The sequence below is a fragment of the Streptomyces sp. NPDC002446 genome (assembly GCF_053595675.1).
The window spans coordinates 41,698-54,933 of sequence record NZ_JBSFYC010000052.1; the positions used below are offsets into that span (position 1 = coordinate 41,698).

The 13,236-nt window shown below is 70.1% G+C and carries 15 protein-coding genes; 9 read left to right on the forward strand and 6 right to left on the reverse strand.

Annotation, left to right across the window (positions count from 1 at the left end):
• Positions 1 to 56 precede the first annotated feature (56 nt).
• Positions 57 to 722: a DUF4291 domain-containing protein gene (locus tag ACWD6P_RS25880; protein ID WP_451446566.1), complete on the reverse strand. Its 666-nt coding sequence runs from the start codon at positions 720 to 722 to the stop codon at positions 57 to 59.
• 88 nt (positions 723 to 810) lie between these two features.
• A complete protein-coding gene (locus tag ACWD6P_RS25885; protein ID WP_451446567.1) occupies positions 811 to 1,230 on the reverse strand; it encodes a PLD nuclease N-terminal domain-containing protein in 420 nt (139 codons plus the stop codon).
• An 88-nt stretch (positions 1,231 to 1,318) separates the two neighbouring features.
• Here ACWD6P_RS25885 and ACWD6P_RS25890 point away from each other — a divergent pair, with 88 nt between their 5' ends.
• Together ACWD6P_RS25890 and mqnP are read left to right on the forward strand one after the other, a co-directional pair.
• Positions 1,319 to 2,776, forward strand: coding sequence for a menaquinone biosynthesis decarboxylase (locus ACWD6P_RS25890; RefSeq protein WP_451446568.1), 1,458 nt, complete (start codon positions 1,319 to 1,321; stop codon positions 2,774 to 2,776).
• Complete coding sequence (gene mqnP, locus ACWD6P_RS25895; RefSeq protein ID WP_451446569.1) at positions 2,773 to 3,675, forward strand: menaquinone biosynthesis prenyltransferase MqnP; 903 nt, start codon at positions 2,773 to 2,775, stop codon at positions 3,673 to 3,675. Before ACWD6P_RS25890 ends, mqnP begins: the two co-directional genes overlap by 4 nt.
• Before the next feature lie 186 nt (positions 3,676 to 3,861).
• Here mqnP and ACWD6P_RS25900 read toward each other — a convergent pair whose 3' ends face one another.
• On the reverse strand, positions 3,862 to 4,503 hold the full coding sequence (locus ACWD6P_RS25900) for a DUF4870 domain-containing protein (protein ID WP_451446570.1): 642 nt from the start codon (positions 4,501 to 4,503) through the stop codon (positions 3,862 to 3,864).
• Between the two features lie 115 nt (positions 4,504 to 4,618).
• Positions 4,619 to 5,218 carry a rhomboid family intramembrane serine protease gene (locus tag ACWD6P_RS25905; RefSeq protein WP_451446571.1) on the reverse strand — a complete coding sequence of 200 codons (600 nt, stop codon included), beginning with the start codon at positions 5,216 to 5,218 and terminating at the stop codon, positions 4,619 to 4,621.
• A gap of 102 nt (positions 5,219 to 5,320) precedes the next feature.
• Between ACWD6P_RS25905 and ACWD6P_RS25910 the strand changes: the two genes are divergently transcribed.
• A complete protein-coding gene (locus tag ACWD6P_RS25910) occupies positions 5,321 to 6,049 on the forward strand; it encodes a UbiX family flavin prenyltransferase (RefSeq protein ID WP_451446572.1) in 729 nt (242 codons plus the stop codon).
• On the opposite strand, the gene ACWD6P_RS25915 is transcribed toward ACWD6P_RS25910, so the two are convergent.
• Positions 6,046 to 6,180: a hypothetical protein gene (locus tag ACWD6P_RS25915; RefSeq protein WP_451446573.1), complete on the reverse strand. Its 135-nt coding sequence runs from the start codon at positions 6,178 to 6,180 to the stop codon at positions 6,046 to 6,048. The genes ACWD6P_RS25910 and ACWD6P_RS25915 overlap by 4 nt on opposite strands.
• Positions 6,181 to 6,301: 121 nt before the next feature.
• Here ACWD6P_RS25915 and ACWD6P_RS25920 point away from each other — a divergent pair, with 121 nt between their 5' ends.
• The 5 genes from ACWD6P_RS25920 to ACWD6P_RS25940 all read left to right on the forward strand — a co-directional run bounded on the left by ACWD6P_RS25920 (position 6,302) and on the right by ACWD6P_RS25940 (position 10,939).
• Positions 6,302 to 6,760 carry an Lrp/AsnC family transcriptional regulator gene (locus ACWD6P_RS25920; protein ID WP_006604791.1) on the forward strand — a complete coding sequence of 153 codons (459 nt, stop codon included), beginning with the start codon at positions 6,302 to 6,304 and terminating at the stop codon, positions 6,758 to 6,760.
• A gap of 171 nt (positions 6,761 to 6,931) precedes the next feature.
• Positions 6,932 to 8,095, forward strand: a complete 1,164-nt coding sequence (mqnE, locus tag ACWD6P_RS25925; RefSeq protein WP_451446580.1) for an aminofutalosine synthase MqnE — start codon at positions 6,932 to 6,934, stop codon at positions 8,093 to 8,095.
• Positions 8,096 to 8,140: 45 nt separating this feature from the next.
• Positions 8,141 to 8,725, forward strand: a complete 585-nt coding sequence (locus ACWD6P_RS25930; protein WP_451446574.1) for an N-acetyltransferase family protein — start codon at positions 8,141 to 8,143, stop codon at positions 8,723 to 8,725.
• Positions 8,726 to 8,771: 46 nt separating this feature from the next.
• Positions 8,772 to 9,062, forward strand: coding sequence for a DUF4229 domain-containing protein (locus ACWD6P_RS25935; RefSeq protein ID WP_451446575.1), 291 nt, complete (start codon positions 8,772 to 8,774; stop codon positions 9,060 to 9,062).
• 494 nt (positions 9,063 to 9,556) lie between these two features.
• A complete protein-coding gene (locus ACWD6P_RS25940; protein ID WP_451446576.1) occupies positions 9,557 to 10,939 on the forward strand; it encodes a dicarboxylate/amino acid:cation symporter in 1,383 nt (460 codons plus the stop codon).
• 156 nt (positions 10,940 to 11,095) lie between these two features.
• Here ACWD6P_RS25940 and ACWD6P_RS25945 read toward each other — a convergent pair whose 3' ends face one another.
• A complete protein-coding gene (locus tag ACWD6P_RS25945; protein ID WP_451446577.1) occupies positions 11,096 to 11,980 on the reverse strand; it encodes an alpha/beta fold hydrolase in 885 nt (294 codons plus the stop codon).
• Between the two features lie 164 nt (positions 11,981 to 12,144).
• Between ACWD6P_RS25945 and ACWD6P_RS25950 the strand changes: the two genes are divergently transcribed.
• Entirely contained in the window at positions 12,145 to 12,849 is a 705-nt protein-coding gene (locus ACWD6P_RS25950) for a TetR/AcrR family transcriptional regulator (RefSeq protein ID WP_451446578.1), read from the forward strand.
• Positions 12,850 to 13,236 lie beyond the last annotated feature (387 nt).

The following is a 13,236-nucleotide window of genomic DNA, read 5'->3' on the forward strand; positions in this document are numbered from 1 at the left end:
TCTACGCGGACGGTCCGGACGTCTGATCTACACGGACGTCGGTCCAGACGTCTGATCTATGCGGACGTCCGCTCCCCGGCCGGACCCAGACCCGGCGTCCCCTCGGGCGCCGGGTACGGCCGCTCCTCGGGCAGCAGCGCGGCGGCCGCCGCCGTGTCCCCGGCGCGCACCAGCCCATGGATCTCATGGGCGAGCGCCGTGACATCCGTGATCGCCACCGTCCACTCGTCCGCGTACCGCCGCGACGCCTCACCGGCCAGCCCCAGCTGCAGCGAACGGTAGGGCAGCGCCCGCAGCCGCAGATCACGCTCCGGGTCCCACTGCACCCGCGCCGGTGCCCCCTTCAGCTGCCGCTGCCAGGCCGCGCGGTCGGCGTGCTCGCCGGGTTCGTAGTGCGACAGACAGGCGTTCTGCAACGCCCAGTCGAAGCCCGCCCGGTCGATCTCGACGGCGAGCACGGTCTCCTGGTCGGCCTTGGCGCCCCAGCCGCAGCGGTACATCATCCACAGGAACGACGGCTTGATCCACGTCATCCGCTCCCGCTTCCACGCCGCGGGGAACCGGCCGTCCCGCGCGGCCGGGAGACCGAGCGCGGGCGCATAGGCCTGGTAGACGGTGACGGTCCGTTCGGTGTGCCGGGCGCGGATACGGCGGACCGGCTCGCGATGCGGCGCGTCGGGGTCCGTGGTCAGACGTACGGGGACGTCGGAACCTGTGCTCATGGCGAGCCATCCTGGCCGACACCAGGCGCCGCGGCCAGCGAATTGCGCGTGACGACGGGCCAGGTCCCGGGCGTTCCCTAGTCCTTGGCTAGCCCTTGGCGGGCGGAGTGTCCTCGGGCCCGTCCGCCGCGTCGCCGCCCTTGCGCCGCAGCTCCTCCTCGCGGCGCCGCAGATCGGCCTCCCAGTCCTTGAGCAGGTTCTCGTCCTGCTTGTTCTGGTCCTTGAGGGACCTGAGGAACTCGGGATTGTCGTCCGGGGCGACGAACTTCGCGCGGTGGTTGCGGTGCCACTCCGCGGGCGTACTGCCGTCGCCCGCCACCGGGCGCCGCTGCTTGCCCGCCACCAGCCACGCGACCGGGCCGATCAGCACCTCACCGAAGAGCAGGATGATGATCACCCACACCACCTTGGGCAGGCCGCGCACCTGCGACTCGGGCGTGTTGAGGCAGTCGATGAACGCGTAGATCCACAGCGCCAGCACCAGTAGGAACGGCAGATACCTGAGCATTGCGGAACACGCCCCCTGCGCGCGACGGCGGGCCCACGACGGGGCCCGGTGACCCGTCCAGGGTAGTGCGTACCCGATACTGGAACGCATGGCTTACGACGATCTCCGCTCGTTCCTGCGCGCCCTTGAACGCGAAGGCGACCTCAAGCGCATCAAGGCCGAGGTCGACCCCCATCTGGAAGTCGGCGAGATCGTGGACCGGGTGCAGAAGTCCGGCGGCCCTGCGCTGCTCTTCGAGAACGTCAAGGGCTCGGCGATGCCGCTCGCGATGAACGTCTACGGCACCGACCGCCGGCTGCTGAAGGCGCTGGGCCTGAAGTCGTACGAGGACATCAGCGGCAAGATCGGCGGCCTGCTCAAGCCGGAGCTGCCGCAGGGCTTCGTCGGCGTGCGCGAGGCGTTCGGCAAGCTCGCGAACATGACGCACGTCCCGCCGAAGAAGGTCAAGGGCGAGAGCGCGCCGGTCCAGGAAGTCGTCCTCACCGGAGACGACGTCGACCTCGACCGGCTCCCGGCCCTGTTCACCTGGCCCAAGGACGGCGGCTCCTTCTTCAACCTGGGGCTGACCCACACCAAGCACCCCGAGACCGGCGTCCGCAACCTCGGTCTCTACCGCCTCCAGCGCCACGACAAGCGCACCATCGGCATGCACTGGCAGATCCACAAGGACAGCCGCAACCACTACCAGGTCGCGGCCAAGCGCGGTGAGAAGCTGCCCGTCGCCATCGCCTTCGGCTGCCCCCCGGCCGTCACGTACGCCTCCACCGCCCCGCTCCCCGGAGACATCGACGAGTACCTCTTCGCCGGCTTCCTCCAGGGCAAGCGGATCGAGATGGTCGACTGCAAGACCGTTCCGCTGCAGGTCCCGGCGAACGCCGAGGTCGTCATCGAAGGCTGGCTCGAACCCGGCGAGATGCTCCCCGAGGGCCCCTTCGGCGACCACACCGGCTTCTACACGCCGCAGGAGCCGTTCCCGGCGCTGACCATCGACTGTGTGACGATGCGGCGGCGCCCGCTGCTCCAGTCGATCGTGGTGGGCCGCCCGCCCACGGAGGACGGCCCGCTCGGCCGCGCCACGGAGCGCTTCTTCCTCCCCCTCCTCAAGATCATCGTCCCGGACATCGTGGACTACCACCTCCCCGAGTCCGGCGGCTTCCACAACTGCGCGATCGTCTCGATCGACAAGAAGTACCCCAAGCACGCACAGAAGGTCATGCACGCCATCTGGGGCGCGCACATGATGTCGCTGACCAAGCTGATCGTGGTCGTGGACGCGGACTGCGACGTCCACAACCTCCACGAGGTCTCCTGGCGCGCGCTCGGCAACACGGACTACGCCCGCGACCTGACCGTCGTCGAAGGGCCCGTCGACCACCTCGACCACGCCTCCTACCAGCAGTTCTGGGGCGGCAAGGCGGGCATCGACGCAACGAAGAAGTGGCCCGAGGAGGGCTACACCAGGGACGGGGGCTGGCCGGACATGGTCGAGTCCGACCCGCCGACGGCGGCGCTGGTCGACCGCCGCTGGAAGGAGTACGGCCTGTGAGCACCTCCGCCGCGGCGGTCCCGCAGCCGGGCCGGACCAGGGCGTTCCTGCGCCTGGTCGTCATCGAGCACTCCGTCTTCGCGCTGCCCTTCGCCTACATCGCGGCGTTCACCGCCATGTACCAGCTGGACAAGCGCATCCACTGGCTCCCCCTGCTGCTGGTGACCCTCGCGATGGTGGGTCTGCGCACCTTCGCGATGGCTGTCAACCGCATCATCGACCGCGAGATCGACGCCCGTAACCCGCGCACGGCCGGGCGGGAACTCGTCACCGGCGCGGTCTCGGTCAAGTCCGCCTGGACCGGCGCGCTGGTCGCCGTCGTCGTCTTCCTGGGCGCCGCGGCACTGCTCAACCCGCTGTGCCTGGCGCTGGCTCCGGTCGCCGTGGTCCCGATGGTGGTCTACCCGTACGGCAAGCGGTTCACGAACTTCCCGCATGCGATCCTCGGCCTCGCCCAGGCGATGGCCCCGGTCGGCGCCTGGATCGCGATCACCGGCGAGTGGTCCTGGGAGGCGGTGATCCTCGGCCTCGCGGTCGGTATCTGGATCGGCGGCTTCGACCTGATCTACGCCTGCCAGGACGTCGAGGCGGACCGCGCCAACGGCGTGATGTCCGTACCGGCCCGCTTCGGTGTGCCGGGCGCGCTGTGGGGCGCGCGCTGGTGCCACGTCGTGACGACCGCGCTGCTGGTCTGGTACGCCCTCGCCATCGGCGCCGGTCTCTTCTTCTGGCTCGGGATGGCGATCGTCGCCGTGGCCTTCTGCTACGAGCACGCGATCGTGCGCCCGCACGACACCTCGCGGCTGAACCGGGCCTTCTTCCAGGTCAACAGCTTCATCGGGATCGCCCTGTTCGTCTGCGCGCTGCTGGATCTGGTGGTGCGGGGGCTGTCGGTCTGACGCTTTCTGTACGCGGTGGTGTGGGCCGTGGGCGCCTCCTTGTATTCCGGCAACGATTACGGAGAGTAATTGGTTCCGGGCGGGGTGTGTCGGCGGGCGGGCTGTGTCGGCCGGAATGCGGTGCCCTAGGGAGGGGCTCGGGGTGCCCTGGGGAAGGGCCTGACGGTGCCCTGGGGAGGGGCGGGTTCAGACCTTGCTGAGCGGCCAGGCGATCAGGCGTGGGTAGGTCCAGAGTTCGCCGCGGGTGGCTTTGACCGTGGCGATGATGGCGCAGACCATGCCGGATATGCCGTAGGCGGCCATGATGCCGAGCACGGTCAGGAGCGGGACGGCGAGTCCGGGGCCGTTGCGCTGGGCGTCCGTGTGGGCGGCCGCCGCGAAGATGAAGGCGCTGGCGAAGTAGAGGAGCACGCCGAGGGCCGCCATGACGGCCTGGGTGATGCCGAAGTTCAGTGCCTGGGTGGCGTGGTGGCGGACGTAGGGGTCGTGCTTGTGGCGCTCGTTGCCGCGGATGGACATCGGGAAGATCCAGCCGAGGAAGGCGCCCAGGCCGCAGCACATCATGGAGCCGGCCGTGACGGTCAGCAGCGCGCCCAGATGGGACCACATCGCCGGGCCCGTGGAGGGGCTGGGCGGGGGCTGGGTGCCGTAGCCGGGAGTCGGGCCGTAGGCCGGGCCGGGCGTCTGGTATCCGGCGCCCGGCTGCTGGTACCCGGGGGCGCCGGGGTAGCCGTAACCGCCGTCGGGCGCCGCGCCGTTCGGCCAGGGGGACTGCGGTGTCCCGTACGGCTGCTGTGGCCCGTACCCCGGCTGGTGGTAGTCGGACATGTTCTGCTCACCCCGTGTGTGCTGCGCGCTTCGTGCCTGCCGCCGGCATCGCCCGCGCGCTGCGAGCGGTGCGAGGTGTCGCGCAACGCCCCGGCGGCTTCCGTCCGTTCAGAGGCTACGGGACGGGGCCGACAGTCACTCCGGCGGTGGCGGCCCGTGCGCGCTCCCGGAAGGCGAAGGCCGCCAGCACCCCGCCGATCAGGCCGAAGAGATGGCCCTGCCAGCTGATGCCGCTGTCGGTCGGCAGCGCGCCCCACAGGATCGAGCCGTACACCGCGCCGACGAGCAGGCCGATGCCGATGTCGAGCAGCTTGCGTTCGATGAAGCCGCGCACCAGGAGGTAGCCGAAGAGGCCGAAGACGACACCGGAGGCGCCCGCGGTGTTGCTGTCCGGGGCGGCCGTCAGCCATACGCCCAGTCCGCTGGTGAGGACGATGAGCGCGACGACGGCGAGGAAGCGCCGCACTCCGCTGCGCAGCGCGGCGATGAAGCCGAGCAGCAGCAGCGGCAGGGTGTTGGCCGCAAGATGGCCGAAGCCGAAGTGCAGGAAGGCGGCGGGCACCACGTCGACCAGCTCGGCGGGCTCGCGCGGCTGTATGCCGAAGGTGTCCAGTGCGCCCGCGGTGACGAAGTCGACGCCCTCCAGCACCCAGAGCAGCGCGACCCAGCCCAGCATCAGCATCAGGCAGATGGCGGGCTTCGCGCGTGGGGTCATCCGTGACGTCATCGGCGGCCGTCCCTTCTCGTGTTGCCGGCGGGGCGCACAGGTAAGAACGGCCGTGACGGGGTCCGTGGTTCCGCCGGATAGGCTCGATGCGTGGAGCCGCGGCACAACGACACCAGCAAGCAGGACCCCGGCCGGCGCCGTCCGTGGGTCGTGGGGATCTCCGGCGCGTCCGGGACGCCGTATGCGGCTTCCGTGCTGCGCGGGCTGCTCGCCGCCGGGGAGGCGGTGGATCTGGTCGTCAGCCGGGCGTCGCGGCTGACCCTGCTGGACGAGACCGGGATCGCCTTCCGGGATGCGCATTGGCGCGCTGACCTGCGGGAATGGCTGGCGCGCGGGGCGGACGGCAAGCCGGCGACGTTTCCGGTGGCAGAGGCGGACCTGGCGGATGTGCGGTACTGGCCGGCCGGGGATCTGGCGGCCGGGCCCTCGTCGGGTTCGTATCCGGTGAAGGGGATGCTGATCGTCCCGGCGAGTACCGCGTGTGTGGCGGGGGTGGCGCTCGGGCTCTCGAAGGATCTGCTCCAGCGGGTGGCGAGCGTGACGCTCAAGGAGCGGCGGCGGCTGGTGGTCGCGGTGCGGGAGACTCCGCTGAACGGGCCGACGCTGAAGCATCTGGTGGCGCTGGACGAGGCGGGCGCCGTGGTGCTGCCCGCCTCACCGGCGTTCTATGCGGGAGCGACGCACATCCAGGATCTGGTGGACTTCGTCGCGGGCCGGGTGCTCGATGCGGCCGAGGTGCCGCACGGGTTGTACCGGCGCTGGGAGGGGGAGCTTCGGGGTGGCTCCAAGGCAGAGGAGGAGGCCCCGGACGCTCTTTAGCGCTTCTTCGCTGCGGCGGCGCGGCCGAAGAGGCGCCGGGCCCGCGGCTGTGCGGGCTTGTGGGCACGTGAACGATTGGCCTGGTCCTGCAGCTCGCGCATGCGGGCGTAGGCCATCTCGATCGAGTACACGGTGACAGCTCCTGTGAGATCGTCTTTGATCGCTTGAAAGATTCGCAGGGCCAAGGCCCTGTGTGCCTTAGATTCTACATGCAGAACTCGAAAATGCGTAAAGATTGGAAGGCTTGAGGGCATGGACGCGGTGGATAGGCAGCTCATCCAGGCACTTCGCGAGAACGGCCGGGCCTCGTACGCGGAGCTCGGCCGGCTCGTCGGCCTCTCCGGGCCCAGCGTCACGGACCGGATCAACCGCCTCGAAGCGGCCGGCGTGATCACCGGCTACCGCGCGACGGTCGACGCCGCCTCGCTCGGCCTCGGCGTCACCGCACTCGTCGGCATCTCGCTGTCGGACGCGGCCGACCACGAGGACGTCGCCCGCCGGCTGCGCGACCTCGCCGAGATCGAGGACTGCTGGTTCATCGCCGGCGACGACTCGTACATGCTCAAGGTGCGGGTGGGCGATGTCGACGGCCTGGAGCGCACCATCCGGCGGCTGTCCGGCACCAAGGGCGTCTCCCGTACGCGCACCACGATCGTGCTCTCCACCAAGTGGGAGAACCGCGTCGGCGAGCTGCCCGAAGAGGCCGAGTAGGCCACCGGGGCCGGGCAGGACGCCAGGGGGAGCGGACGGGCGCGCCAAGGGGGCCCCGTCCGCTGCCAATACGGGGGAGTACGCTCGACGAAGCCCGTTACCGGCACACAAGCGGCACGGAAGCGGCACGGATCACGGCAGAGACTGGGAGGCGACCGGATGGCTGCGTCGATGGATGTGGGCCTCAAGCGCGAGCTGGAGGCGAAGGTCCACGCCGGGGAGCGGCTCACCCGCGAGGACGGTATCGCCCTCTACGAGTCCGACGACCTGGCATGGCTGGGCGGCCTCGCCCATGAGGTGCGCACGCGCAAGAACGGCGACGTCGTCCACTTCAACGTCAACCGCCACCTCAACATGACCAATGTGTGCACCGCGTCGTGCGCCTACTGCTCCTTCCAGCGCAAGCCGGGCGAGAAGGACGCGTACACGATGCGCATCGAGGAGGCCGTCCGCCTCGCCAAGGCGATGGAGAACGAGAACCTCACCGAGCTGCACATCGTCAACGGGCTCCACCCCAATCTGCCGTGGCGGTACTACCCGCGGTCGCTGAGCGAGCTCAAGAAGGCCCTGCCGAACGTGTCGCTGAAGGCCTTCACCGCCACCGAGATCCACCACTTCGAGACCATCTCGGGCCTGTCCGCCTCCGAGATCCTCGACGAGCTGATCGACGCCGGTCTGGAGTCGCTCACCGGCGGCGGCGCCGAGATCTTCGACTGGGAGGTCCGGCAGCACATCGTCGACCACCGCACCCACTGGGAAGACTGGTCGCGCATCCACCGCCTCGCCCACGAGAAGGGCCTCAAGACCCCCTCGACCATGCTCTACGGGCACATCGAGGAGCCCCGCCACCGCGTCGACCACGTGCTGCGGCTGCGGGAACTCCAGGACGAGACCGGCGGCTTCCAGGTCTTCATCCCGCTGCGCTACCAGCACGACTTCGTGGACATGAAGGACGGCAAGGTCCGCAACCGCCTCCAGGCGCGTACGACCATGGCCACCGGCGCCGAGGCGCTGAAGGTCTTCGCCGTCTCCCGTCTCCTCTTCGACAACGTCCCGCACATCAAGTGCTTCTGGGTGATGCACGGTCTGCAGACCACCCAGCTCGCCCTCCAGCACGGCGCGGACGACATGGACGGCTCGGTCGTCGAGTACAAGATCACCCACGACGCGGACAACTACGGCACGCCCAACAAGCTGACCCGCGAGGACCTGCTGGAGCTGATCCGCGACGCCGGCTTCCGCCCCGTCGAGCGCAACACCCGCTACGAGGCCATCCGCGAGTACCCGGGCCCGGACTCCGAGCGCCGCGAAGCGCCCCAGCCGATGCGCATCTGAGCTGGTCGGAGCCGATTGTCAGAGGCGGGAGTTAGGGTCCGGGTCATGAGCGTGCGTTTCGACCTGGACCCTGCCGTCACTCCCGAACTCCGCGACGGAATCTGTGCGTTGTGGGCCGATGTCTCCAACGCCGGCGGTGCCGTCGGCTTCGTCCCGCCGGTCACGCGGGACGACATCCGTCCCGACCTGCTCAGACATCTGGCGGCGATGGCCGAGGGCCGCGAGCGCCTGCTGATCGGCCGGGACGAGGACGGCCGGGTCGTGGCGACGGCGTTCCTCACCCTCAATCCGCACCGCCTGATGCGGCACTGGCTGTGGCTCTACACCGTCATGGTCCACCCCTCCCTCCAGGGCCGGGGCACCGGCCGCCGGCTGATGGCCGCCGCCGCCGAGGCCGCCCGCACGATCGACGGCATCACCGGCATCCGCCTCACCTGCCGCGGCGGCACGGGCGCCAACCGCTTCTACGAGGCCTGCGGCTACAAGGAGGTCGGCCGCGTCCCCGGCGCGATCAAGGTCGCCGACGACGACTTCCGCGACGACATCACGATGTGGCTGGAGCTGGGCCGTCCGGCCGGCGGGACGGGCCGTGGCGGGGGTCCGGAAGATCGTCCGGCGCGCTGTGCTTGACTGGAGCGAGACCCTTTCGGTTGCCGTTGAGAAGAAGGTCCCGTCCGTGAGTAGCCACAAGTTCGCCACGCTCCGCTACACCGCGCTTCGCATCGGCCTGTTCGCCGCCTGCTTCGCAGTGGTGTGGGCGCTGTGCTACTTCCACGTCATCCCGCTCGCCGTGGGCGCTTCCAACACTGTCTGGATGCTGCTGCTCGCCATCGTGATCTCCGCGCCGCTCAGCTTTGTGCTGCTGCGCAGGCAGCGGGACGCGATGTCCGAGCAGATCGTCGCCAAGGTCGACCGGCAGCGCGAGCGGCTCGCGGCCAACGCCAGCCAGGAGGACGGGCTGCGGTAGCGGCCACGCGGCAACGGCCGCGGCAGCTCCCCGCACAGCCGCGGCAGCTCCCCGCACAAAGGTGCAGACCTTTCTGTAAGACGCCTCACACCCCGCGCGGCCGCAGCACGCATTTCAGGACACCTCACAGGCGCCCGTCGCCGTGGACTTCGCTCCACGGCCGGGCGCCTGCCGCGTTGTTGACGTCCGCTGCCGGACGGCTCCGCCGTTATTCCCCGGCTTCGCCGCCCGCTGAACCCAAAGATTTTCTTTGGGTTCCTCAAAGTTCAAGTGTTAACGTGCGTGTCATGAAGACAGCAGCCGCGCCCTCGTCCCCCATGAGCGTTCCGCTCGTGGCGCGCCTGCACGTCGATCTTTGCCGCTGTATGTCCGCGGCCTGTTGCCGCCGCTGACCGACCTTGTCCAGCGGCCGGAGATCCTGTCTGAAGCACGGACCTCCTGGCGCCTGCTCATGCCGTTTCCCGACGTCGCTATCTGTCCCCGGAGTGTGTCCGTTGTCCACGTCTGCCGAGACCTCTGAGTCCTCACAGGCCCCCCAGACCCCCAAGTCCTCCCGAATACCCAAGGTCCCGTTCTGGGCCCAGATCCTGGCCGGCCTCGTCCTGGGCGTGCTGCTCGGCGGGATCGCCAAGAGCGGTGACATCGGCTGGCTGACCTCCACGCTCGCGCACATCGGCGACCTCTTCGTCCAGCTGCTGAAGCTGGCCGTCGCCCCGCTGGTCTTCTTCGCGATCCTGGTGTCGATCACCAACCTGCGGCAGGTCAACAACGCCGCCCGGCTCGCCACCCGCACCCTGCTGTGGTTCATGGTCACCTCGCTGATCGCCGTCGCGATCGGCCTGGCCATCGGCCTGCTCACCAACCCCGGCGCGGGCACCGGCCTCACCCCCAAGGACGGCAAGCTCCCCGAGCACGCCGGCTCCTGGATCGACTTCCTGACCGGCATCGTCCCCACCGACATCATCACGCCGTTCACCGAGCTCAACGTCCTGCAGATCGTCTTCATGGCGGCCGTCGCCGGCATCGCGGCGCTGCAGCTCGGCGACAAGGCCGAGCCGGTCCTCAAGGTCAGCCGCTCGGTCCTGGAACTGCTCCAGAAGGCCCTGTGGTGGGTCATCCGGCTCGCCCCGCTCGGCACCATCGGCCTCATCGGCAACGCCATCGCGACGTACGGCTGGAACCTGATCGGCAAGTACGCGACCTTCACCGTCGACATCTACGTCGGCTGCGCCCTGGTGCTGTTCGGCGTCTACCCGCTGCTGCTGGCGACCGTCGCCAAGGTCAACCCGCTGCAGTTCTTCCGCGGCGCCTGGCCCGCCATCCAGCTGGCCTTCGTCTCCCGCTCGTCGGTCGGCACCATGCCGGTCACCCAGAAGGTCACCGAGCGCCTCGGTGTGCCGCGTGAGTACGCCTCCTTCGCGGTGCCGTTCGGCTCGACGACCAAGATGGACGGCTGCGCCTCGATCTACCCGGCGATCGCCGCGATCTTCATCGCCCAGATCTTCGACATCCACCTCGGCGTCGGCGACTACCTCCTGATCGCGTTCGTCTCGGTCATCGGCTCCGCCGCCACCGCGGGCCTGACCGGCGCCACCGTCATGCTGACCCTGACCCTCTCCACCCTGGGCCTCCCCCTGGAGGGCGTCGGTCTCCTCATGGCCATCGACCCGATCCTGGACATGATGCGTACGGCCACCAACGTCGCCGGCCAGTCGCTCGTCCCGATCCTGGTCGCCGCCAAGGAGAAGATCCTGGACCGCGACGCCTACGCGAACGCCACCAGCATCCGCATCGGCGACGGCGACGCCGCTGCCGACGGCGGCGTGCCCGCCGCCCCGGAGCCCACGCCCGTGCCCGCCGCGGCCGCCGCGAGCTGACCTCCCGGCAGACACACCGCGCGGCGCCCCCGCAGCCACTGCACACGGCTGCGGGGGCGCCCCCGTGTCCGCGCCGCGCCATGTCCCCGCGCCGCGCCGTGCCCCGGGTCGCGCCGTGCCCCCGATCACGTCGCTTCTCCGCGCGCCGCGGCGGGATCAGCGCACGGTCGCGGCCGCTCCCGTGTGCGCCAGGATCGCGTCGGCCAGCGGACCGTGGACGGCCGGCGGCAGCGCATGCGCCATCCCCGGGATCTCGACGACGTACGCGCCGTTGACGCACTGCGCGAGGTGCTGGGGGTGCGGCGGCGGGAAGACCGGCTCGGCGGGCGCGGAGAGCACGAGGGTCGGCACCCGGGTCGTGGCGAGCTGATCCGTACGGAGCATGTCCGCGTCGTCCGCGCGCGCATGCGCCGAACCCGGCTGGTGGTGCCCCGTGTGCTCGATGACGCGCTCCTCCAGCGAACGGAAGAAGTCCGCGTCGAAGGGGAGTTGGTCACCGGCGAGTACCCGCCAGTGTTCGAGCCGGCGCCGGACCTCCGCCGCCGCGCCGTGATCCTCCACCGGACGCGCCCACAGCTCCAGGACCTCGGGCGCGATACCAGGGAGTTCGCCGACCGGGACGGTGCTGCCGTCGGGGCGGGTGTAGGAGGTGGTGCTGAGGGCACAGGTGCCGAAGAGAGTGGCGCTGAGTACTCGGTCGGGGTGGTCGGCGAGGACCATCTGGGCCAGCATGCCGCCCAATGACATGCCGACGATGTGCGCCCGCTCGATGCCCAGCCCGTCCAGGACCGCGATCACGTCCTCGGCCAGATCCGCGATCCGGTAGGGCCGCTCCTCGAACGGCCAGGTGGAGCGGCCGGTGTCGCGGTGGTCGTAACGGATGACCCGGTGGTGCGCGGCGAGCGCGTCGACCAGCGGATCCGGCCAGCCGACCCCGGTGGCCTGGGCGCCCATGATCAGCAGTAGCGGGGGCGCATCGGCGGCACCGCGCTGCTCGGTCCACAGGCGGATGCCGGGGGCGGCATCGATGAACTGCTGCACGTCTGCTCTCCAGGAGGTGAGAAATGGGTATGCGCCCATCGATCAACGGAACGAGACGTATCGTCTCGCCATGCCGCAGATCATGTCAAGGGCCGGTGGGCGGGAGGCGAAGATCGTAAAATTACTCATCGGTAACGGGGGTGGGATGGGAGGGACTTCCAGGGGTGGGAGCTGTGAAGAGCAAGCGAGTGCCACGTGCGATCCGGGAGCAGCAGATGCTCGACGCCGCGGTGCTGACGTTCGCGCGGCGCGGTTACCGGGCGGCTTCGATGGACGAGATCGCCGAGATGGCCGGGGTCTCCAAGCCGCTGGTCTATCTCTACCTGAACTCGAAGGAAGAGCTGTTCAGCGCGGTGATCCGACGGGAGGCCGCGGCGCTGGTGGCGTCCGTGACGGCGGCCGTCGAACCCGAGGCGGCGGCCGACCGGCAGCTGTGGAGCGGCCTGAAGGGGTTCTTCGCGCACACCGCCGCGCACCCGGACGGCTGGGCCGTACTGCACCACCAGGCCCGCACGCACGGCGAGCCCTTCGCACGCGAAGTGGCCGCACTGCGGGCGGACATCGTCGCCTTCGTCACGGAACTGATCGGGATGGCCGCCAAGGAGGCGGGCTGCGCCGGTGAACTGGCCGACCGGGAGGTGGCGGGCCTCGCGCACGCCCTGGTCGGGGCGGCGGAGTCGCTCGCCGAATGGGCCAATGCCCGTACGGACGAGGGGCCTTCGGGGGAATGGGAGCATCCGACGGCGAAGGACGCCGCGGCCACGATGATGAACTTCGCCTGGGCGGGCCTGGGCCGGCTGATGGGCGGCCAGTGCTGGACGCCGAGTGGACTCGCCGACCGGGAGGGGCGCGGCGGCGAGCGGGGGTGAGGGGGCCTGGGCGCGGGGGTGAGAGGGCCTGGGCGGGAGGCCCCGGGCGACCCTGGGGTCCGGGAGGCCCTGGGGTCTGGGAGGCCCTACGGGGTGGGCGAACAGATCCCGTAGGGGTTGCGAGCGCCCCCTGTGGGGCCACAACGGGGTGGGGGCGGGCGGTATTCCCGTGCTGCCGCCGTGGTAGCGCCGGTCATGGCGACGCGGTAGCTATGCGCCGTGGCGGCTAGGGGAGACGCTCTTCGCGCCGATTACCGCGCTGGCCGGTGGCGGCAGGGCCGTCACCGGCCAGTGCGGTGACGTGGCCCTCCCAGCTCCCGCCGTACCCTTTCCGCCACCGTAATACGGGGCTCGCCCTCACCGACGACCTCAAAGGTCACCGAAATC